This window comes from Treponema denticola (assembly GCF_024181645.1).
GTDB classification, from domain to species: domain Bacteria; phylum Spirochaetota; class Spirochaetia; order Treponematales; family Treponemataceae; genus Treponema_B; species Treponema_B denticola_A.
This window is the reverse complement of sequence record NZ_CP058624.1, coordinates 188547-205107: the sequence shown is the minus strand read 5'-3', so window position 1 is coordinate 205107 and position 16561 is coordinate 188547. Positions and strand designations below refer to the sequence as shown.

Annotated in this window: 33 protein-coding genes; 3 read left to right on the top strand and 30 right to left on the bottom strand. The window is 41.5% G+C overall.

Translation table 11 applies throughout. The features are described 5' to 3' along the window. Positions 1–112 precede the first annotated feature (112 nt). Complete coding sequence (locus HO345_RS00955; protein WP_253683419.1) at positions 113–1441, top strand: MFS transporter; 1329 nt, start codon at positions 113–115, stop codon at positions 1439–1441. A gap of 36 nt (positions 1442–1477) precedes the next feature. On the opposite strand, the gene HO345_RS00950 is transcribed toward HO345_RS00955, so the two are convergent. Both HO345_RS00950 and HO345_RS00945 read right to left on the bottom strand, forming a co-directional pair. Beyond that, the gene (locus HO345_RS00950) at positions 1478–1762 is read right to left on the bottom strand and encodes an acylphosphatase (protein WP_253683418.1); all 285 of its coding nucleotides are present in this window, start codon (positions 1760–1762) and stop codon (positions 1478–1480) included. After that, positions 1755–2564 carry a PHP domain-containing protein gene (locus HO345_RS00945; RefSeq protein ID WP_253683417.1) on the bottom strand — a complete coding sequence of 270 codons (810 nt, stop codon included), beginning with the start codon at positions 2562–2564 and terminating at the stop codon, positions 1755–1757. Before HO345_RS00945 ends, HO345_RS00950 begins: the two co-directional genes overlap by 8 nt. 171 nt (positions 2565–2735) lie before the next feature. Here HO345_RS00945 and HO345_RS00940 point away from each other — a divergent pair, with 171 nt between their 5' ends. Beyond that, complete coding sequence (locus HO345_RS00940; RefSeq protein ID WP_253683416.1) at positions 2736–3122, top strand: YbgA family protein; 387 nt, start codon at positions 2736–2738, stop codon at positions 3120–3122. Between the two features lies 1 nt (position 3123). Beyond that, positions 3124–3249 carry a pyrimidine dimer DNA glycosylase/endonuclease V gene (locus HO345_RS13190; RefSeq protein ID WP_253683415.1) on the top strand — a complete coding sequence of 42 codons (126 nt, stop codon included), beginning with the start codon at positions 3124–3126 and terminating at the stop codon, positions 3247–3249. A 139-nt stretch (positions 3250–3388) separates the two neighbouring features. On the opposite strand, the gene HO345_RS00930 is transcribed toward HO345_RS13190, so the two are convergent. From HO345_RS00930 to rpsJ, 28 genes are all read right to left on the bottom strand, one after another. After that, positions 3389–3604: a hypothetical protein gene (locus tag HO345_RS00930; protein ID WP_253683414.1), complete on the bottom strand. Its 216-nt coding sequence runs from the start codon at positions 3602–3604 to the stop codon at positions 3389–3391. Then, a complete protein-coding gene (gene rplQ / locus HO345_RS00925; RefSeq protein ID WP_002682042.1) occupies positions 3588–4127 on the bottom strand; it encodes a 50S ribosomal protein L17 in 540 nt (179 codons plus the stop codon). Before rplQ ends, HO345_RS00930 begins: the two co-directional genes overlap by 17 nt. Beyond that, entirely contained in the window at positions 4117–5172 is a 1056-nt protein-coding gene (locus HO345_RS00920) for a DNA-directed RNA polymerase subunit alpha (RefSeq protein ID WP_010694750.1), read from the bottom strand. The genes rplQ and HO345_RS00920 overlap by 11 nt, the downstream gene beginning before the upstream one ends. Before the next feature lie 10 nt (positions 5173–5182). Then, positions 5183–5563, bottom strand: a complete 381-nt coding sequence (gene rpsK, locus HO345_RS00915; protein WP_002670039.1) for a 30S ribosomal protein S11 — start codon at positions 5561–5563, stop codon at positions 5183–5185. A 23-nt stretch (positions 5564–5586) separates the two neighbouring features. Further along, positions 5587–5952, bottom strand: a complete 366-nt coding sequence (rpsM, locus tag HO345_RS00910; protein ID WP_002670034.1) for a 30S ribosomal protein S13 — start codon at positions 5950–5952, stop codon at positions 5587–5589. 16 nt (positions 5953–5968) lie between these two features. Continuing rightward, on the bottom strand, positions 5969–6082 hold the full coding sequence (rpmJ, locus tag HO345_RS00905) for a 50S ribosomal protein L36 (protein WP_002672206.1): 114 nt from the start codon (positions 6080–6082) through the stop codon (positions 5969–5971). A 47-nt stretch (positions 6083–6129) separates the two neighbouring features. After that, positions 6130–7446: a preprotein translocase subunit SecY gene (gene secY / locus HO345_RS00900; protein ID WP_253683413.1), complete on the bottom strand. Its 1317-nt coding sequence runs from the start codon at positions 7444–7446 to the stop codon at positions 6130–6132. Between the two features lie 13 nt (positions 7447–7459). Next, a complete protein-coding gene (gene rplO, locus HO345_RS00895; RefSeq protein WP_010694748.1) occupies positions 7460–7912 on the bottom strand; it encodes a 50S ribosomal protein L15 in 453 nt (150 codons plus the stop codon). Continuing rightward, complete coding sequence (gene rpmD, locus HO345_RS00890) at positions 7912–8097, bottom strand: 50S ribosomal protein L30 (protein WP_253683412.1); 186 nt, start codon at positions 8095–8097, stop codon at positions 7912–7914. Before rpmD ends, rplO begins: the two co-directional genes overlap by 1 nt. 4 nt (positions 8098–8101) lie before the next feature. Beyond that, positions 8102–8623 carry a 30S ribosomal protein S5 gene (gene rpsE, locus HO345_RS00885; protein ID WP_002670027.1) on the bottom strand — a complete coding sequence of 174 codons (522 nt, stop codon included), beginning with the start codon at positions 8621–8623 and terminating at the stop codon, positions 8102–8104. 8 nt (positions 8624–8631) lie between these two features. Continuing rightward, on the bottom strand, positions 8632–8994 hold the full coding sequence (rplR, locus tag HO345_RS00880; protein ID WP_253683411.1) for a 50S ribosomal protein L18: 363 nt from the start codon (positions 8992–8994) through the stop codon (positions 8632–8634). A gap of 10 nt (positions 8995–9004) precedes the next feature. Next, positions 9005–9544, bottom strand: coding sequence for a 50S ribosomal protein L6 (rplF, locus tag HO345_RS00875; RefSeq protein WP_253683410.1), 540 nt, complete (start codon positions 9542–9544; stop codon positions 9005–9007). A 9-nt stretch (positions 9545–9553) separates the two neighbouring features. Then, positions 9554–9952 carry a 30S ribosomal protein S8 gene (rpsH, locus tag HO345_RS00870; RefSeq protein ID WP_253683409.1) on the bottom strand — a complete coding sequence of 133 codons (399 nt, stop codon included), beginning with the start codon at positions 9950–9952 and terminating at the stop codon, positions 9554–9556. An 11-nt stretch (positions 9953–9963) separates the two neighbouring features. Next, positions 9964–10149: a type Z 30S ribosomal protein S14 gene (locus HO345_RS00865; protein WP_002670020.1), complete on the bottom strand. Its 186-nt coding sequence runs from the start codon at positions 10147–10149 to the stop codon at positions 9964–9966. Between the two features lie 11 nt (positions 10150–10160). After that, positions 10161–10712 carry a 50S ribosomal protein L5 gene (rplE, locus tag HO345_RS00860; protein WP_044977700.1) on the bottom strand — a complete coding sequence of 184 codons (552 nt, stop codon included), beginning with the start codon at positions 10710–10712 and terminating at the stop codon, positions 10161–10163. Then, on the bottom strand, positions 10712–11026 hold the full coding sequence (rplX, locus tag HO345_RS00855; RefSeq protein WP_253683408.1) for a 50S ribosomal protein L24: 315 nt from the start codon (positions 11024–11026) through the stop codon (positions 10712–10714). The genes rplE and rplX overlap by 1 nt, the downstream gene beginning before the upstream one ends. A 9-nt stretch (positions 11027–11035) precedes the next feature. Continuing rightward, complete coding sequence (gene rplN, locus HO345_RS00850) at positions 11036–11404, bottom strand: 50S ribosomal protein L14 (RefSeq protein ID WP_253683407.1); 369 nt, start codon at positions 11402–11404, stop codon at positions 11036–11038. Positions 11405–11422: 18 nt separating this feature from the next. Further along, positions 11423–11695, bottom strand: a complete 273-nt coding sequence (rpsQ, locus tag HO345_RS00845) for a 30S ribosomal protein S17 (RefSeq protein WP_002670009.1) — start codon at positions 11693–11695, stop codon at positions 11423–11425. An 11-nt stretch (positions 11696–11706) separates the two neighbouring features. Beyond that, positions 11707–11916 carry a 50S ribosomal protein L29 gene (gene rpmC / locus HO345_RS00840; protein ID WP_010694742.1) on the bottom strand — a complete coding sequence of 70 codons (210 nt, stop codon included), beginning with the start codon at positions 11914–11916 and terminating at the stop codon, positions 11707–11709. A 12-nt stretch (positions 11917–11928) separates the two neighbouring features. Further along, complete coding sequence (gene rplP / locus HO345_RS00835; RefSeq protein WP_080612536.1) at positions 11929–12348, bottom strand: 50S ribosomal protein L16; 420 nt, start codon at positions 12346–12348, stop codon at positions 11929–11931. Continuing rightward, a complete protein-coding gene (rpsC, locus tag HO345_RS00830) occupies positions 12348–13067 on the bottom strand; it encodes a 30S ribosomal protein S3 (protein ID WP_010694741.1) in 720 nt (239 codons plus the stop codon). Before rpsC ends, rplP begins: the two co-directional genes overlap by 1 nt. A 2-nt stretch (positions 13068–13069) precedes the next feature. Beyond that, positions 13070–13432: a 50S ribosomal protein L22 gene (gene rplV, locus HO345_RS00825; protein WP_002670000.1), complete on the bottom strand. Its 363-nt coding sequence runs from the start codon at positions 13430–13432 to the stop codon at positions 13070–13072. Between the two features lie 4 nt (positions 13433–13436). Then, positions 13437–13715 carry a 30S ribosomal protein S19 gene (gene rpsS, locus HO345_RS00820; protein WP_002669999.1) on the bottom strand — a complete coding sequence of 93 codons (279 nt, stop codon included), beginning with the start codon at positions 13713–13715 and terminating at the stop codon, positions 13437–13439. A 12-nt stretch (positions 13716–13727) separates the two neighbouring features. Then, entirely contained in the window at positions 13728–14558 is an 831-nt protein-coding gene (gene rplB / locus HO345_RS00815) for a 50S ribosomal protein L2 (protein WP_002669998.1), read from the bottom strand. A gap of 33 nt (positions 14559–14591) precedes the next feature. Then, complete coding sequence (locus HO345_RS00810; protein ID WP_002672216.1) at positions 14592–14876, bottom strand: 50S ribosomal protein L23; 285 nt, start codon at positions 14874–14876, stop codon at positions 14592–14594. A gap of 2 nt (positions 14877–14878) precedes the next feature. Further along, on the bottom strand, positions 14879–15514 hold the full coding sequence (rplD, locus tag HO345_RS00805) for a 50S ribosomal protein L4 (RefSeq protein ID WP_010694739.1): 636 nt from the start codon (positions 15512–15514) through the stop codon (positions 14879–14881). Between the two features lie 14 nt (positions 15515–15528). After that, complete coding sequence (gene rplC / locus HO345_RS00800) at positions 15529–16155, bottom strand: 50S ribosomal protein L3 (RefSeq protein WP_002669995.1); 627 nt, start codon at positions 16153–16155, stop codon at positions 15529–15531. Between the two features lie 62 nt (positions 16156–16217). Continuing rightward, a complete protein-coding gene (gene rpsJ / locus HO345_RS00795; protein WP_002669994.1) occupies positions 16218–16526 on the bottom strand; it encodes a 30S ribosomal protein S10 in 309 nt (102 codons plus the stop codon). Between the last annotated feature and the right edge of the window lie 35 nt (positions 16527–16561).

Sequence of the window (16561 nt, the reverse complement as noted above, 5' to 3'; positions counted from 1 at the left end):
TTGCCTTTTGGCAAACATCGCATTATTGTATGTGTGTGCATTCCTGCACACACTTGAAAAAACTTTTTTCGCAAATTAATATTTGCTGCAGAAAGTTTTTATGGGAGAAGCTATGAAACAAAAAGAAGGATTTAGAAAATACCTTCCGATAACTTTTTTAATCGGAGCAGGATTTTTTACAATGGGGCTCATGGATCCATTGTATGACAGTTATGTAACGATTTTTTTAAGCCGTTATATTCCATTTAAATGGCTTGTCGGAATATTGATGTCTCTCGATAATGTGCTGGCAATATTATTAATCCCCATCGTTTCGGCATGGTCGGATAGAACCCGAACAAAAATAGGGAGACGAATGCCGTGGATTTTAATTCTGCTTCCATTGTCGGCAATTACTTTTAGCTTTATTCCATATGCAGCAAAAAATTCTTTGGCGGCATTGATAATTATTCTTGCCCTGCTGAATTTATTTAAGCAATCGGTGCGGGGGCCCGTAATAGCTTTAATGCCTGACATTGTTCCTGCCGAATTCCGCTCTCAAGGTAACGGAGTTATAAATACCATGGGAAACATTGCAGCAATAGTGGGAACCTTATTTTTAGCCCGTCTAATGGATGTAGATACAGTCCTTCCCATTATAGGGCATACAAAGGATGTCTTTTCATTTCCAGCAGCTGGTTTTTTGGTTATTCTTGCAACCCTAATGCTCTTTTTCTTTGTAAAAGAAAAAAATGTTCCGCCGTCCGATTCTTCTGAAAATGAAGAAGAAAAAAAAGTGCCGTTTATACAGGCAATGAAAACCGTATTGGCAGGCAGAAAAATCGAAGATGAGGAAAAGCCAGATAAGAGCGCTCTATTTGTTCTTGTTTCGCTCTTCTTATGGTTTCTAGGCTATCAGGGAATGCTGCCATACATCGCCGAGTACAGTATAAAACATTTCGGCGTATCGACAGGACAGGGAGCATTTGCCGCAGGAATGGTAGGAATAGCCTCAGCCCTATCAGCCATTCCAATGGGTTATGCTGCAAGTAAGTGGGGACGAAAAAGAATGATAAGAATCGCTTTGATTGTTGTTGCAAGTTTGTGTTTAGCTCAATTTTTCTTGCCCGAAATTGCAGGTATGCTAGGCCTTGCCGGAGGACAATTAAAATACCTTTTTTGGGGCCTAATGTTTGTGTTCGGTATTTTTTGGATCTGTATAATAGCAAACTCCTTCCCCATGCTTTGGCAGATGGCAGGCTTCGCTCACATAGGACTTTACACAGGCTTATACTATACATTTTCTCAAGGAGCTGCAATAATGGCCCCCTTCCTTGCAGGTCTTATAATCGACTTTGCAGGGCACAGAGCAGTCTTTGTATACTGTGCATGTTTTTTCCTCCTCGCATGGCTTATGATGGGAAAGGTTACCCGCGGAGAAAAGCACGATAAGGTAGAATAATTTTTTTACGAGGCTCAATCGGCAGGTTTAGTTTTGTTATACCTCAATCCGAAAGTCTGTATAACCTCTAAGCCTTATCTCTTCGGAATTAAGGCTTTCAACACGGGCATAAGGATGCTCGTGCTTGAGGGCATAAACGAATTCTCCCAAAGTATCGGTATCGGCTTCGGCAATAATTTCGACGGAGTAATCGGCAAGGTTTCGGACTCGGCCCTTTACATTGAGGCTCCTTGCGAGAGAACGGGTCCAATACCTAAAGCCCACACCTTGAACCCTTCCTTTAACTATAATATGAAGGGCTCTCAAAGTCTCCTTATCCATTGATAATCCTGAAACCTAGGGCTTCGGCAGTATCCATAGGCTTAATCCCCATACTCTCTGCAAAGGCCATTGCATTCCTGCAGCCCAAAATAGTATGTGCAGGGAAATGAGCATCAGAATTACAGATAATCCTTGCCCCCATATCTGAAGCAAGTTCCCAAAATTGCCTAACCGGATAAATAAACTCATCGCGTCCGGCACGCACAATTTTTCTTTTAAAAGTACCGTAGCCGTTTATTTCTATAGGCATATCAAGATCAACGGCCGCCTGAATCAAGGTCCTTGAACAAGCCAGATGGTCTGAATCTATGTTTGAAACATCAGCCAAAAAAAGATCGGGATGGGCTAAAAAATTATAAAGACCTGATGCCATTCCTTCAATCGTAAAATCAATATAACCGAAAAGTTCTTTTTTTGTAAGGGTTGGAGCATATTCCAAACGGCCGCCTACATCATACCAGTGGGAACCCAAAACCAAAAAATCGGATTTCATTTCCTCACGCAAAAAATCCCTGTACCAGCTCTTATAGCGGGGATGCCACTCACATTCAAAACCGAAATATACAGGAAAAGGAGCATCAATGGCAGCTTCCTCTACCATGCTCTTATAGAGATTTACTTCATATTTCCCCATACGGCAATAATCCCATGAAGAATCGGGATAGGGACAATGGTCCGAAAAACCTAGAGCCGAACAGCCGGCCTTAATCGCTTCTTTTACATAATCGATCGGCTTCCCTTCAGCATGTTTACACAAATAAGTATGGGTGTGAAAATTGCTTATCAAATTATTTGTTTTCATCGACCTTAATTTTATTTATTATAGAAGCCTTTGTCAATCGGAGAAAGTATAGTCAAAAATATGGAATTTTGTGAAAAAATGCTGTGAATACATGCTGTGAATACATGCTGTGAATAAATGCTTGAAAAAAAATGAATCCCATGATATAGTTAAGGCTTAAAGATAAGATTAATGAATGATAATAAAAAAATCAGCCAAAAGCTTTGGGCGCAAAACAAGTATTTGGTTTTAAGCAAGTCTCAAAAAATTTATAAGGATATAAGAGAGCTTTTAAAAAAAGAAGACATAGCCCCTGATGAAGTGCAGCTCCTAATTGATCAAGCCATTAAACTTGAAGAAAACCCAAAAAAAGTAATCAATTCCCTTCAGCACATATGGGGCTATTTTAAAAATTGCGCAGAAAAAAACGAAAAAGAAACTTTTTTAAATATGATTGAGCTATATAAATACGGAAAAATAAATAAAAAAGAAATTTTAATCTATCTTTTAACCTTGCTAAAAAAATATCCTAATAAATATTTAGAAGATTCAAATATTTTTAAGGAAGAGGAAAATTAACATGAGACTATGGCATCAAGACCTGATAAACAGATTACCCGCACAACAGCTATTGGGGCAACACAGAGAATGCTGTGCATTGCAAGGAAACGACTGGGGCAAAAATGTCATCCATACGGCAACCTAAAGAAAATCAAAAAGACAAGTCCTATTTACAAGGAGCATGATGAAAAATATATGCAGGAATGTATTACTAATCTCCGTGAAAAAAATATAGAGATATAAAAAACGCCCGCATCCAAGGCGGGCGTTGTGCAAAAAAGGCTTTATTCGGCTGAAGCTTCGGCAGGTTTTTCTGCAGGAGCTTCCGCAGCCTTTTTATTTTTGATGTTTGCTCTGCATACTTTGCAGATCTTTGTTTTTGCACCGTCAATCTCTTGTTCGTACAAAACTTTGATTCCAGTTTTGTTACATACGGGGCATACCCCGCGTCCGCGGTTTTGCTCTGCGCGGATTCCCTTACCTCTATGAGCCTTTGACACGGTTGTACCTCCGATTTGATGAACTATCTACTACCTGATCGGTATTCTTTTTGTGTTCGGATTCACCCTTTGACGATTTAAATCCTGCTTCTTTTTTGGAAGTCTTCTTGTCATCGGATTTTTTCGAATCATCTTTTTTCTTTGTATCCTTTTCCTTTTTTTCAAAGTCATAGTCTACAAGTTCCAAGATAGCAACATCAGCTGCATCGCCTTCACGGAAACCGATTTTTAAGATACGTGTGTAACCGCCGTTTCTGTCTTTCATTCTAGGGCCGATATCGCTGAATAGTTTTTTTACAATATCATCATCCCAGATATACTTTGCAGCATGACGCCTGTTGTTGAATGTATCAACCTTTGAGCGTGTAATCAATTTTTCCGCAGTTCGGCGTACTTCCATCGCTTTTTGTTTTGTTGTCGTAATCCGCTCATACTTAAATAGCGATGTAACCATATTTCGGTGCAAAGCACGGCGATGTGCAGTTGTACGCGAAAGCGGATTAAAGCCGTTCTTATGCTTCATCTGTTTCTTCCTTCTGTCTTGATACTTTTATCGTATTTTTTAGATGACTGTAATCAGTCATACCCAAGCGCAAATTGTATTCCGCCAATTTAGCATGAATTTCATTTAAAGTCATTCTGCCGACATTGCGCATACTTTCGATCTCATCTTCCGACTTCTGAGCCAGTTCGCCGAGAGTTTTAATACCGGCCGAGTCCAAGCAATTTTTAGCCCGAACGGAAAAATCGAGAGTATTAATCGAAGTTGCTAAAAGCTGTTTAATTACCGTTTCTTCATTATCATCTTCATCTTCACCGAGATAATCATTTTCGTTAAAATTAATAAAGATGGAAAAATGATCTTTTGCAATTTTTGCAGCTTCGCCCAAAACATCTTCAGGTCTGACCGTACTGTCAGTCCAAATTTCAAGAATGAGCTTATCGTAATCGTTTCTTTGTCCTACTCTGCAAGGCTCAATAGCATAGCTTACCTTTAAAACAGGACCGTAGATTGCGTCCATCGGAATAGTTCCGACAATTTCAATGTATTTTTCATTAACTTCTGCCGGTACATAACCTCGGCCGAAATCTACTTGAACATCAAACGAAACATTAGCACCCTTCATAAGTTCCATAACATGGAAAGGTTCGCCTAAAATTTCAAGCTGTCCTTCAACGGCAAAATCTTTGCTGGTTATCGACGCAGGCCCCTTAAATTCAAAATGAAAGTCACCTTGTTCCGACTCATCCGATAAACGGAGGCGGATCTGCTTTAGCTTATTCAAAATTTCCAGCGTATCTTCAGAGACGTTCGGAATATTTTCAAACTCACTTGAAATTGTGTGGGGTACACCGTCGGCATCATGCGATGTTATAAGCACTGCCGATATAGCATAGCCTTGAATCGAGGATAATAAAATTCTCCTCAAACAATTTCCGATTGTTGTTCCAAAACCGGTCTCAAAAGGGGATGCCGTAAACTTACCATAGCTTTCGGTTGATTCTTGCTGAGCAAATTCCAAGCCTTTCGGCTTCTTAAATCCTTTTAAAAGATTTTTACGGGCCATTCACGTCTCCTTATATTCGGCGCGTCTTCTTGGGACGGCAGCCGTTGTGCGGAATGGGAGTTACATCGCTGATTGAGCGAACCTTTAATCCCATTGTTCCAAGCGTTCTGATAGCCGATTCACGGCCGACTCCGGGACCTTTTACAAAAACATGAACCTCATGCAAGCCGTAGGGCTGGCACTTTTGTACAGCTGTTTCTGCAACGGTCTGAGCCGCAAAGGGTGTCGATTTTTTGGCACCGGCAAAGCCTAAGCCGCCTGAAGATGCCCACGAAAGAACATTTCCCTTTAAGTCGGTTATCGTAATAATTGTGTTATTAAAGGTTGCTTGAATATAAACATTGCCTTCATATATGCTTTTCTTTTCTTTTCTTTTCTTTACAGTAGCCATGTTTTAATTACCTCCAACCACGATTATTTCTTCTTACCGGCAACGGTCTTCTTCTTACCCTTGCGTGTTCTGGCATTTGTCCTAGTTCTCTGTCCGCGTACCGGAAGGCCCTTTCTGTGCCTTTGACCGCGATAGCATCCAATATCCTGAAGACGTTTGATATTTAAAGCCACTTCGGTTCGAAGGCGGCCTTCTACCTTGTACTCTCTGTCAATCACTTCGCGGATTGCAGCTAACTCGGCTTCATCCAAATCATTCATTTTTTTCATCGGATCAACCTTTGTAGCTTCACAAATTTTGTTTGCCGATGAAGTCGAAATTCCATAAATGTATGTTAATGAAACATTAACATGTTTGTTAGGGAGGTCAACTCCCGCAATACGAGCCATTATCCAGTGTCCTCCGTTAACCTTGTCTTTGTTTATGCTTAGGATTTGTACAGATTATCCGTACTATTCCGTTGCGCTTAATAACCTTACATTTATCACAAATAGGTTTTACACTTGTTCTAACCTTCATATTCACTCCTTCAAAGAATGTATTCTATATCATTCTTAAAAAAAATTCTATAGGTTCCTTGATCTAATCTTGCCTTTTTTAAGCAAGCCGTCATGATGGTGCATTTTAAGCAAAGCTTCAACTTGGCTCATTGTATCCAAGTCTACACCAACCAAAATAAGCAATGAAGTTCCGCCCATTAACATAGAAATATTTCTGGGGAAACTAAATGCCCACTGAATTAAAGTAGGAAGTACTGCAATCGCAGCCAAATAAAGCGAACCGGGCAATATCAGTCTGTTTAAAATCTTCTGTAAATATTCTTCTGTCTTGTCGGTTCTAATTCCCGGAATCGAGCCGCCGTTCTCCCTTATTTGTTTTGCTATTTCCGTTGGATTGAGTGCAACCTGTGTGTAAAAGTAAGCAAAGAAAATAATCAAAACAACATACATAATGTTATACCCCCAGCCGTCTGAACGCAAAAATCTTGCAACAGCAGCCAACCAGGAAACATTCGAGCCCCACATCTGCGAAAGCATAAGGGGAAAGGTTAAAAACGATGAAGCAAAAATGATGGGAATAACACCCGAGGGGTTAATCTTAAACGGAATATAGGTATTCTGTCCGCCATACATTTTTCGGCCGATAACGCGCTTTGCATAATGAACCGGTATTTTGCGCTGACCTTGCTGTTCATAAACAACCAAGGCTATAATTCCTACAAACATTGCAAAAGCAATAATTACAAAAACAAGGTTTAATTCGTTATTGCTTACAAGCTTGATCAATTCCCAAACAGCCTGAGGAAGACGGGCTACGATACCTGCAAAAATCAACATCGAAATACCGTTTCCGATACCTCTTGCAGTTATCTGTTCACCCATCCAAACGGTAATCATAGTACCTGTCGTTACCGTAACCATCGTAATAAACAAGTGCAAAACAGGACTTGAAATTACAACAGCACCGGGTATCGCTCTTGCCCATGTACCTACAGCGGAAGATTGAAGAAGAGCAACAAAGACAGTAACGATTCTTGTCCAAACCTGAATCTTTTTGCGTCCTCCGTCTTCTTCCGCTATTTTTTTAAGGCGCGGGAAAATAATCATGGCAAGCTGCATCAATATCTGAGTCGAAATATAGGGCATTACACCGAGCATAAATACCGAAAAGTTCGAAAATGCTCCTCCGACAAAGAAGTCCATGTGATCTGCAAAAGCATTTCCTTGACCTTGCCGGAAATATATTGTAAGAGCCCCAGGATCGATACCGGGGATGGTGAGTACCGAACCTAAGCGGAAAACTGCTAAAACTATGATCGTAAAGAAAATACGGCTTCGTAAATCCTTTATTTTGAACATATTTGCAAATACATTATTAGCCATTTTTTACCGCCTTTTATGCTTCAGACTGAACTATCGTTCCGCCTGCCTTTTCTATTTTTTCCTTAGCCGATGCAGAAATTTTATCTACATCAACCGTCAATTTTTTTGTTATATCTCCCGTTCCCAAAACTTTAACATAAAGAGAACCCTTTCGGAGAAGACCTTTTTGCATTAAGGATTCCTTGTTTACAGTTTCGCCGTCGCTGTACTTTGTTTCGAGCATGGCAAGGTTTACAACATAAAATTCCTTTTTAAAAGGATAGTTTGAAAATCCTTTTTTTGCAACGCGGCGGTACAAGGGCATCTGTCCGCCTTCAAAGCCGGCATAAACCTTGCCGCCTGAACGGGCTTGCTGACCCTTATGTCCTTTTCCGGAAGTTTTTCCCCAGCCGGAAGAAGAACCGCGTCCTACAATCTTCTTTTTATGAGTTGCTCCTGCAGGAACAGTTAAATTAAATTCGGACATTAGTTTAACTCCTTAACTTCAACTACATGAGCAATGGATTTTACCATACCTAAGATAGCAGGATTTTCCTCATGCTCAACTACAGAGTTGATCTTTTTTAATCCCAAAGAGCGTACCGTTGCGCGGACATGGTGTCTCTGCCCGATTGTGCTTTTTATCAATTTAATACTAATTCTCTTTGCCATTTACTTACCCCCATACATCCAAAAGGGTTTTTCCGCGGCTTTTAGCAATTTTTTTGCCGTCCATCAAAAGACTTGCGGCATCAAATGTTGCCTTAACTACGTTTACTGCGGAGCTTGATCCCAATGACTTTGAAAGCAAGTCGGTTGCACCGGCAGCTTCCATAATAGCACGGATTGTACCGCCTGCGATAATTCCCGTACCTGAACAAGCAGGGCGCAAAAGAACTGACGAACCCTTAAACTTGCCTTGAACCTCATGAGGAATTGTACCGTTTTTAAGCGGAAAGGTTACCATATTGGCTTTTGCCTTTTCGATACTCTTTCGAATAGCATCGCTTACGTCATTTGCCTTACCGAAACCGTATCCGACCCGTCCTTTTTGATCGCCGACAACAGTTAGAGCAGAAAAGGAGAACCTGCGTCCGCCCTTTACAACCTTAGCTGTTCGGTTCAATTTAACAAGCTTTTCAACATATTCTTTATCGGTATGCTGGTTATCGCGTTTTGATTCTTTTTGATGACTCATAACCTCTCCTAAAACTTAATTCCTGTTTTTCTTGCACCGTCGGCAACGGCCTTTACAACACCGTGGTAAAGATATCCGTTCCTGTCAAAAACAACAGTGTCAATATTTTTTTCCTTGAGGCGCTTGCCGATTTCTTCACCGACTTTTACCCCAGATTCAACATTAACCTTAAGCGATCGAAGAGCTTCTTCCATTGTAGAAACGGCAGCCAATGTCTTGCCCTCTACATCGTCAATAACCTGAACCGAAATGCGTTTATTGCTTCGGAACACGGTCATGCGCGGGCGTTCTGCAGTACCGAAAATAGACTTTCGAATGTGCATCTTTCGCTTAAATCTTTTTCTATCTTTATCATTACGTTTTTTGTCCATAATACTACCCTTACTTTACACCGGACTTTCCGACTTTTCGTTTGATGATTTCGTCTTCGTAACGAATTCCCTTGCCCTTATAGGGTTCCGGGCCTCTCAACTTTCGTACCTGTGAAGCAAATTGTCCGACAGCTTCTTTTGAAGCTCCTGAAATAATAACCTTCAGCTGGTCAACCTTTACTTCGATTCCTTCAGGAATAAGAACGGAAAAGTCGTTTGAATAACCCAAAGCCATTACAAGGAGTTTGCCTTGAACTTCGGCTCTGTAACCTACGCCATTTACTACCAATGTTTTTGAAAAACCGGTACTTACACCTTTTACCATGTTATTAAGAAGGCTTCGGTATAAACCGTGATAAGCCCTTGTTTGAAGAGCATCATCTTTTCTTGTTACAAGAACATGATCGCTTTCAACCTTAAAATCAACAGCCTCAGTATGATAGCTTTGTGAAAGTTTTCCCTTGGGGCCTTCAACGGTAAATATACCGTTTGCAACATTCACTTTTACACCTGCAGGAATAGCAACAGGCATTTTTCCAACTCTTGACATATTGCCCTCCTACCAAACCTTGCAAATAAGCTCGCCGCCTACTTGGCTTTCGCCGGCAGCTTTTCCGGTAATGATACCCTTTGAAGTCGATACTATAAGAGTACCGTAGCCGTTAAAAACTCTCGGTAAGCTCTTATAACCTAAATATACTCGGCGGCCGGGTGTAGAAACCCTTTCGATTCCGTGAATAACCGAAGATTCTTTATCATCATATTTTAAGAATACGCGGATGTTGCCGGCCCCGTCTTGGGTCATTTTTTTAAAGTTTTTAATATACCCTTCTGATTTAAGAATACTGATAATTTCCCACTTCATCTTTGAAGAAGGAACATCAACCGATTCGTGACCGGCTGAAGCAGCATTTCTAATTTTAGTAAGCATATCTGCTATTGGATCTGAAACACTCATTATCGCTCCTCCTACCAACTCGACTTTGTAACGCCGGGGATTTGCCCTTCGCTTGCCAATTTTCTAAAACAAACACGGCACATCTTGAATTTTCGCAGATAACCTCTGGGGCGTCCGCAAACCTTACATCTATTATACTGCCGTGTCGGATACTTCGCTTTTCTGTTAGCTTGATTAATTTTTGCAACTGTAGCCATGAAATCCTCTCTTACTTCCTAAAGGGCATACCAAACTTTGCAAGAAGCGATCTTGCCTCTTGATCAGTCTCGGCAGAAGTTACTACGCTCACATTCAATCCTGAAATGCGTTCGATCTTATCGAAGTCGATTTCGGGGAAGATGATCTGCTCGGTAATACCCACTGAATAGTTTCCGCGACCGTCAAAACCGTTCGGGTTAACTCCGCGGAAATCCTTAACACGCGGCAAAGCAACATTGATAAAGCGGTCTAAGAATTCATACATTCTAGCACCGCGCAGTGTTACCATTGCCCCAATCTCATTTCCCTCACGAAGTTTAAAGTTTGCTATACTCTTTCTTGCCTTTGTTTTCACAGCTTTTTGACCTGTAATTGTTTCAAGGTCAGTTACTGCAGCATCAAGTAGTTTCCTATTCGTGAGAGCTACACCAACACCCATGCTTACTACGACTTTTTTAAGCCGAGGAATTTGCATAACGGAACTGTAGTTAAATTCCTTTTTAAGCTCGGGCATGATCTGTTCCGTATAGACTTTCTTAAGCCGAGGTACATAATTACTCATTATAACGCTTCTCCACACTTACGGCAGACTCTTATTTTTTTGCCGTCCTTTATTTCGTATGCAATTCGGGTTTTGCCGCACTTCTTGCATATAATCATAACATTGGATGCAGATATCGGAGCTTCAATTTCTACAATTCCGCCCTGATCCTGCTGGCTTCGTTTGCGCATGGCTTTTTTTGTCATATTAAGCCCGCCGACAATAACCTTATTATCTTCCTGCAAGACCTTTACGACTTCGCCCCGCTTGCCCCTTTCCTTACCTGCAATAATTTCAACATTATCATTGCGGTGAATTTTCATCTTTCCTGCCATAAACTCTCCTTAAAGAACTTCCGGAGCAAGAGAAACTATCTTCATGTAATCATGATCACGAAGCTCTCTGGCTACAGGGCCGAAAATACGTTTTCCCTTAGGGTTTTTATTATCGTCGATGATTACGCAAGCGTTATCATCAAAGCGAATATAAGTTCCGTCGGGACGGCGGTATTCTTTTGAAACGCGTACAATAACGGCTTTTTCTACCGCGCCCTTTTTAATAACCGATGTGGGCAAAGCTTCTTTAACTGCCACAACGATTATATCCCCAATACCTGCATATCTGCGTTTTGATCCGCCGATAACCTTAATACATTCGACGAGTTTAGCGCCTGAGTTATCGGCAACGTTTAATCTTGTTTCAACCTGTATCATTTACCTTAACTCCTTGCCTTACTTAGCCCGCTCAATAACTTCAGTAAGCATCCAAGCCTTATCCTTACTGATGGGCTTATGCTCTACAATTCTTACGGTATCGCCGATGTGAGCCGTATTCTCTTCATCGTGAGCCTTGTATTTTTTGCTGCTCGATACGTATTTTTTGTAAAGCTTATGAAGCTTTTTAGTTCGGACTTCAACGACGATGGTTTTATTCATCTTGTCGCTTGTTACAATTCCGACAAACTCGCGCTTCCCGATTTTTTTTGTATTTTCTGTTGTTTCCACGGGTTAAGCTCCTAATTTGCACCTTCGCCGGCCAATTCTTTTTGGCGGATAAAGGTATTTAACATCGCTATTTCACGACGCATACTTCTCTTTTCAAGAGGGTTATCCAAATGGCCTACCACAGCTTGAAATCTCAAATCCATGTATTTTTGCTTTAGATCATTGCGTTTTGAAACAAGTTCTTTATACGACATTTCTCTGTATTTTGACTTCTTTTTCATTTTAAACGCTCCTTAGTCGGCCTGAATCTGCTCGGCAAACCTTGTCTTAAAGGGAAGTTTGCTTCCTGCCAAGGTCATAGCTTGTTCGGCCAAATTCTTATCAACACCGGCTAATTCAAAAATAATAGTTCCGGGTTTTACAACCGCTACCCAGTATTCGGGGGCGCCTTTTCCGCCGCCCATTCGAACTTCAGCGGGTTTCTTTGAATAGGGTTTATCCGGAAAAACTCGAATCCACAATTTTCCGCCTCGCTTAATCTTACGATTCAAAGCAACACGGGCAGCTTCAATCTGTCTGTTTGTAAGCAAAAAAGGCTCAAGAGAAACTAAGGCGTAATCACCGAAATCGATGTTGTTGCATCGTGTAGCTTCGCCCTTGATTCTACCGCGCTGAACCTTTCTATGTTTTACACGTTTGGGACTAAACATAATTATTGCCTCCCTTCTTGAGCGGGCTTTTCAGAGCGGGGTCTTCTTTGCTTTTTGAGCAAGGCACCGGCATCTTCTTTTTGTTCTCCGCCAAACATCATTCCGCTGTAAAGCCATACCTTAACACCTATCTTTCCATAGGTTGTATCCGCTTCAGCAAAACCGTAGTCTATATCTGCCCGAAGTGTGTGAAGAGGAACGCGTCCTTCCTTCATTTCTTCGGTTCGCGACATTTCAGCACCGCCTAAGCGTCCTGAAATTCTAATCTTTATACCTTGAGCACCGGATCTCATCGTATTAAAACAAGCCTGTTTTAATACCTTTCGGAAAGAAGCTCTTCCGGCAAGCTGGCGTGCAACGTTTTGAGCAACTAAAGCAGCTCTCAATTCGGCTCGCTTTACTTCCTTAATTTTGATTTGCACTTTTTTGCCGAGCTTTTTCTGTATAATGGCTCCGATATTTTCGATATTGGCACCTTTTACACCGATTATAACGCCGGGACGAGCCGTGTGAATCATAATCGTAATCCTTTGGGGATGACGGATGATTTCAACTTCGGCAATGTCGGCATTTTTACATTCAGGAATTTCCTGAATCATAGCTCGAATCTTTAAATCCTCAAGCAACAAGTCGGCATAATTTCGGGGGCCTGCATACCAGCGAGACGACCAAGTTTTGTTTATACCAAGTCTTAATCCTGTAGGGTTTACTTTCTGTCCCATATCTACTCTCCTGCTCTCTCGTCAACGACAACTGTGATATGACACATTCGCTTTAAGAGAATGTCTGCACGGCCCTTGCCGCGACACCAAATTCTTTTTAGCCTGGGCCCTTCGTCAATCATAATTTCCTTAACAAAGAGCATATCTTCATCAAGCTGCTTATTTTTGTAAAGAGCATTTGAGGCAGCCGATTTCATAGTCTGAGAAATTAAGACGGCTCCCTTTTGAGGCATATTTTCCAAAATAGCCATTGCTTCCGGATAAGGCTTGTTCTTTACAACGTTTGCCACCGGTCTTACCTTGGTAGGTGATGCAATAAGAAATTTCGTTGTTGCTCGATATCCTGTTCTTTCAGTCATCTTCATTCACCTATTTTCCAACCTTCTTGTCAGAGTTTGCATGTTTGCGGAATGTACGCGTAGGAGCAAACTCTCCAAGTTTATGTCCAACAAGATTCTCGGTTATATAAACCGGAATCCACGTCTTGCCGTTATGTACCGAAATAGTGTTACCGACCATTTCAGGTATAATTGTAGAACAGCGGGAATAAGTCTTAATCGGTTTCTTCTTACCCGATCTGTTCATCTCATTTACATTCTTAAAAAGACTCTTTGCAATAAAAGGTCCTTTTTTAACTGATCTTGACACTTGTGCAGCCCCCTAATTCTTCTTCTTTCGTCTTGAGACAATGAAGCTATCCGAAGGATTGCGCTTCTTGCGGGTCTTATAACCCTTACAAGGCTGACCCCAAGGAGTAACGGGATGTCTTCCCTTTCCTCGTCCTTCACCACCGCCGAGGGGGTGATCAATCGGGTTCATAGCCATACCGCGAACGGTGGGTCTGATTCCAAGCCATCTTGATCGACCGGCTTTGCCAAGACTTGTATTCATGTGATCTTCATTGCCGACTTCGCCTATTGTTGCATAACATTTTTTGTTTACCAAGCGAGTTTCTCCGGAAGGCAATCTTATGGTAACATATTCGCCTTCTTTTGCAGCAACCAATGCGCCGGCACCTGCCGAACGCGCCATTTGTCCGCCTCTTCCGATCGTAAGCTCAATATTATGCACGGTAAAGCCGACGGGAATCGCTTCCAAAGGAAGAGCATTTGCAACATCCAATGTAGCCATTTCGCCGCTCATAATTTTTTGACCGATTTTTAAGCCCTTGGGAGCGATGATGTATCGTTTTTCTCCGTCAGCGTAAAAAATCAATGCAATATTTGCACTGCGGTTAGGATCATACTCGATTGTCCTTACAGTGCCCGGAATACCATATTTGTTTCGCTTAAAATCGATTTGTCGGTATTTCTGTTTATGTCCGCCGCCTTGGCCTCGAACTGAAATGCGTCCTCTTGAATCGCGTCCTGCTCTGTTCTTTTTGCCTGTAGTCAAAGACTTTTCAGGCTTTTGAGCTGTAATTTCATCTTTTCGCAAATCAATTCGTCCGCGCAATCCGGGCGTCATCGGCTTATATTCTTTTAGAGCCATTTTGCTATCCCCTTAGCATAAGCACATTAAGGCTTACGCACCTTCAAAAATCTTAATTGTCTCGCCTTTAGCAAGCTTTACGGTTGCCTTTTTCCAAGATGAAGTTTTACCTTCCTTGTAGCGGAGACGCTTAGTCTTTCCTCGAACATTAACAACAGTACAATCGGTAACTTTTACATTGAACAATCTTCGTACTGCTTCCTTTATCTGAATCTTGGTAGCCTTAGGCGCTACTTTGAAAACATATTTGCCCTGCTCGCGAAGTTCTGTGCTTTTTTCCGTAAGAACAGGCGCGATAAGTATATCATTGTATTCCATTATTATTCGGCCTCCTTACATCCGTAAAATTCAGAAAGATTTTTTGCGGCAGATTCAAGCATGATAACTTTTCGGCCGTAGAATAAATCGTGAGCTCGAAGGCGGTTATATGCCAAAAATGAAAGATGCGGAATATTGCGTCCTGCTCTTTTTACTAAAGAATCATCATCCTTTAGAATAATAACAGCTCGCTCGCCCTTTGCAAAGTTATCTAAAATCTTTACAAGGTCGCGGGTTTTTCCGCTTTCTACCGTAAAATCTTCTACAACCACTAACCTGTCGTTTTGAGCTTTAAGGCTCAAAATTGACTTCATAGCCAATCTTTTTGCTTTTTTAGGCATAGAATAGCTGAAATCTCTCGGTTTAGGTCCAAAAATAGTTCCGCCTCCGACTAAAAGAGGGGATTTTTTATCACCGCGTCGCGCTCGTCCTGTACCTTTTTGGCTGTAAGGCTTGGCATTTGAACCGTGAACCTCAGCTCTGCCCTTTGTACAAGCCGTTCCGACTCGTTTATTGGCTAGTTCATTATTGATGGCGTAGTAAATAACATCATCATTTACGGGAAGACCGAACACCTTGTCATCAAGATTAATTGTCCTCAATTCTTTACCATCGACTGAATAGACTTTCTTTTCCATGTCTTCTACCGTCCTTATTTAGCCCGCTTTACTGCGGATTTTAAGAATACAGTTGCATCCTTTTTACCCGGAACAGAACCGCGAACCATTATAACACCCAATTCAGGATCAATCTTTACGATTTGCAAATTTTGAACGGTAACCTTGTCAAAACCCATTCTTCCGGGCATTGTCGTATTTTTAAAAGAACGACCCGGAGTTGTACAGTGTCCCGTCGAACCTGCTTCACGGTGGAACTTAGAACCATGGCTTGCTCTACCGCCCCCATAGCCCCATCGCTTCATAACACCCTGAAAACCTTTACCTTTTGAAATTGCCGTAATGTCTAAATACGAAACTTTTTCAAAAGCCTCTACACCGAGCTTATCACCTACTGCGACTTCTTTGTCAAAATCACGGAATTCCTTTAAAAGTTTTAAAGGCTTGATGTCTCCGCTGAACTGTCCTGCATAGGGTTTGCTGGTGTGCTTTTCTTTGAGTTCACCCAAACCGAGCACTACTGAAGAGTATCCGAACTTTTCCTTGTCCTTTAGTGCAACAACGGTATTGGGTTCTACCTGAATAACCGTAACCGGCATAAGATGACCGACTTCATTGAAGATTTGGGTCATGCCGATTTTTTTTCCAATCAGTCCAATCATTTAAATTCTCCTAAGGTACGCACCCCTGATTAAAGGCCGTCTACCATTGATTTGATTAAATCTTATTGTTTAATTTCTACATCAACACCGGCTGAAAGCTCCAATGCCAATAAAGCATTCATAACTTCTGCCGAAGGTTCGATAATATCGATTAACCTTTTGTGCGTTCGCATTTCAAACTGCTCACGTGACTTTTTATTTACGTGAGGCGAGCGAAGCACTGTAAACTTGTTAATCCGAGTGGGAAGCGGAATAGGACCGCAAACCTTTGCACCTGCTTTTTGAACAGCCTGTACAATAGCCTTTGAACTCTGATCAACCAACTCTACATCGAATCCGCGAAGCTTTACGCGAATCTTTTCCTTTGTCATCATTTCCTCCGAAGAGATGCAAACGGCACTTACAA

Coding starts and splice junctions, on each gene's coding strand:
- rpmD (WP_253683412.1), bottom strand. CDS start 8,097: ATGGCAAAGAGAATTAGTATTAAATTGATAAAAAGCACAATCGGGCAG.
- rplV (WP_002670000.1), bottom strand. CDS start 13,432: ATGAAGATGACTGAAAGAACAGGATATCGAGCAACAACGAAATTTCTT.
- rpmJ (WP_002672206.1), bottom strand. CDS start 6,082: ATGAAGGTTAGAACAAGTGTAAAACCTATTTGTGATAAATGTAAGGTT.
- rplR (WP_253683411.1), bottom strand. CDS start 8,994: ATGGACAAAAAACGTAATGATAAAGATAGAAAAAGATTTAAGCGAAAG.
- HO345_RS00945 (WP_253683417.1), bottom strand. CDS start 2,564: ATGAAAACAAATAATTTGATAAGCAATTTTCACACCCATACTTATTTG.
- HO345_RS00955 (WP_253683419.1), top strand. CDS start 113: ATGAAACAAAAAGAAGGATTTAGAAAATACCTTCCGATAACTTTTTTA.
- rpsM (WP_002670034.1), bottom strand. CDS start 5,952: ATGGCTCGTATTGCGGGAGTTGACCTCCCTAACAAACATGTTAATGTT.
- rpsC (WP_010694741.1), bottom strand. CDS start 13,067: ATGGGACAGAAAGTAAACCCTACAGGATTAAGACTTGGTATAAACAAA.
- rpsK (WP_002670039.1), bottom strand. CDS start 5,563: ATGGCTACTGTAAAGAAAAGAAAAGAAAAGAAAAGCATATATGAAGGC.
- HO345_RS00810 (WP_002672216.1), bottom strand. CDS start 14,876: ATGGAATACAATGATATACTTATCGCGCCTGTTCTTACGGAAAAAAGC.
- rplC (WP_002669995.1), bottom strand. CDS start 16,155: ATGATTGGACTGATTGGAAAAAAAATCGGCATGACCCAAATCTTCAAT.
- secY (WP_253683413.1), bottom strand. CDS start 7,446: ATGGCTAATAATGTATTTGCAAATATGTTCAAAATAAAGGATTTACGA.
- HO345_RS00920 (WP_010694750.1), bottom strand. CDS start 5,172: ATGGCCCGTAAAAATCTTTTAAAAGGATTTAAGAAGCCGAAAGGCTTG.
- rpsJ (WP_002669994.1), bottom strand. CDS start 16,526: ATGACAAAGGAAAAGATTCGCGTAAAGCTTCGCGGATTCGATGTAGAG.
- HO345_RS13190 (WP_253683415.1), top strand. CDS start 3,124: ATGAGACTATGGCATCAAGACCTGATAAACAGATTACCCGCACAACAG.
- rpsH (WP_253683409.1), bottom strand. CDS start 9,952: ATGAGTGTTTCAGATCCAATAGCAGATATGCTTACTAAAATTAGAAAT.
- HO345_RS00950 (WP_253683418.1), bottom strand. CDS start 1,762: ATGGATAAGGAGACTTTGAGAGCCCTTCATATTATAGTTAAAGGAAGG.
- rpsE (WP_002670027.1), bottom strand. CDS start 8,623: ATGAGTCATCAAAAAGAATCAAAACGCGATAACCAGCATACCGATAAA.
- HO345_RS00865 (WP_002670020.1), bottom strand. CDS start 10,149: ATGGCTACAGTTGCAAAAATTAATCAAGCTAACAGAAAAGCGAAGTAT.
- rplX (WP_253683408.1), bottom strand. CDS start 11,026: ATGGCAGGAAAGATGAAAATTCACCGCAATGATAATGTTGAAATTATT.
- rpmC (WP_010694742.1), bottom strand. CDS start 11,916: ATGAAAAAGAAGTCAAAATACAGAGAAATGTCGTATAAAGAACTTGTT.
- rplB (WP_002669998.1), bottom strand. CDS start 14,558: ATGGCTCTAAAAGAATATAAGCCGATGACGCCCGGATTGCGCGGACGA.
- rplF (WP_253683410.1), bottom strand. CDS start 9,544: ATGTCAAGAGTTGGAAAAATGCCTGTTGCTATTCCTGCAGGTGTAAAA.
- rplQ (WP_002682042.1), bottom strand. CDS start 4,127: ATGAAGCATAAGAACGGCTTTAATCCGCTTTCGCGTACAACTGCACAT.
- HO345_RS00940 (WP_253683416.1), top strand. CDS start 2,736: ATGAATGATAATAAAAAAATCAGCCAAAAGCTTTGGGCGCAAAACAAG.
- rplD (WP_010694739.1), bottom strand. CDS start 15,514: ATGGAAAAGAAAGTCTATTCAGTCGATGGTAAAGAATTGAGGACAATT.
- rplE (WP_044977700.1), bottom strand. CDS start 10,712: ATGAGTAATTATGTACCTCGGCTTAAGAAAGTCTATACGGAACAGATC.
- rplN (WP_253683407.1), bottom strand. CDS start 11,404: ATGATACAGGTTGAAACAAGATTAAACGTTGCCGATAACTCAGGCGCT.
- rplO (WP_010694748.1), bottom strand. CDS start 7,912: ATGTCCGAATTTAATTTAACTGTTCCTGCAGGAGCAACTCATAAAAAG.